We start from the raw sequence: 1,170 nt of genomic DNA on the forward strand, positions 1-1,170 counted from the left end.
GTGACGCCGGAGTTCCGTGCTGAGGCGGTACGTCTTGTCGAGACGAGTGGGCGATCTGTTGCCGCAATTGCAGAAGATCTGGGTATTGGAAAATCCACGCTGACACGTTGGTTGACGCAGCATCGGGAGGCCGATCTTTTGTCGGGGCCACACTCAGACGCCAGCAAGGAGTTGGCGCGGCTTCGCAAAGAGAATGAGATTTTGCGCCAGGAGCGCGACCTTCTAAAAAAAGCAGCCGCCTTCTTCGCGCGGGAGACCACGAAATGATGTTTCGGGTCATCGATGCGGAGAAGGCCACCGTCTCCGTCCGCCGCAGTTGTGCGCTGTTTGGCGTCAGCATGAGCGGCTTTTACGCCTGGAAGAGCCGTGCGCCCAGCCGACGGCAGAAGGATGATCTGGTGCTGTTGGCGCATATCCGCTCGCAGTTCGCCACGTCGCACGAAACCTATGGCAGCCCGCGTATGACGGTCGAATTGCAGGAAGGCGGCGTCGAGGTCGGACGCCATCGTGTCGCCCGCCTGATGCGCGACAACGGTCTGAAGGCTTTGCAGAAAAGGCGCTACAAGAAGACGACTGACAGCCATCACGGTGGGCCGGTGGCGCCCAATATTCTGGACCAGGACTTTGAAGCGTCAACGCCTGACCAGAAATGGGGTGTCGATATCTCCTATATATGGACCGCCGAGGGCTGGCTTTACCTGGCGATCGTGCTCGATCTTTATTCCCGCCGGATTATCGGCTGGTCGGTCAGCGACCGGTTGAAGAAGGATCTTGCCCTCAATGCCCTGCAACGCGCCATCGCCATGCGCAGACCGCCGCGTGGCGTTATTCACCACTCCGACCGCGGCAGCCAATATTGTTCCGAGGCCTACCAGAAGCTCTTGACGGGCCGAGGCTTTGTCCTGTCCATGTCGGGCAAGGGTAACTGTTACGATAATGCGATGGTCGAAACCGTATTCAAGACCATCAAATCCGAACTGATCTGGCGGACCGCTTATAAGACACGCCAGCAGGCACAAGCCGAGATATCCCAGTATATCGACGGCTTCTACAACCCACGCCGACGGCATTCCGCCTTAGGCTATATGAGCCCCATCCAGTTCGAGAGCACCGCTCTTAAGCTGGCCGCATAAAGCCCGGTTCCCTCTCCACTTTTTCCGGGCAAGTCCA

Annotated in this window: 1 protein-coding gene; it reads left to right on the forward strand. The window is 58.3% G+C overall.

The window, feature by feature from the left end:
- Positions 1–1,133 (forward strand): IS3 family transposase gene (locus tag FHS48_RS19870; RefSeq protein ID WP_311769170.1). Its coding sequence is split into 2 segments (ribosomal slippage): positions 1–247 and positions 247–1,133, totalling 1,134 coding nucleotides; the frame shifts between segments, so codons are not numbered across the junction.
- Positions 1,134–1,170 lie beyond the last annotated feature (37 nt).

This window comes from Novispirillum itersonii, from assembly GCF_014205675.1.
In the GTDB taxonomy this organism is placed as follows: Bacteria; Pseudomonadota; Alphaproteobacteria; order Rhodospirillales; family Rhodospirillaceae; genus Novispirillum; species Novispirillum itersonii_A.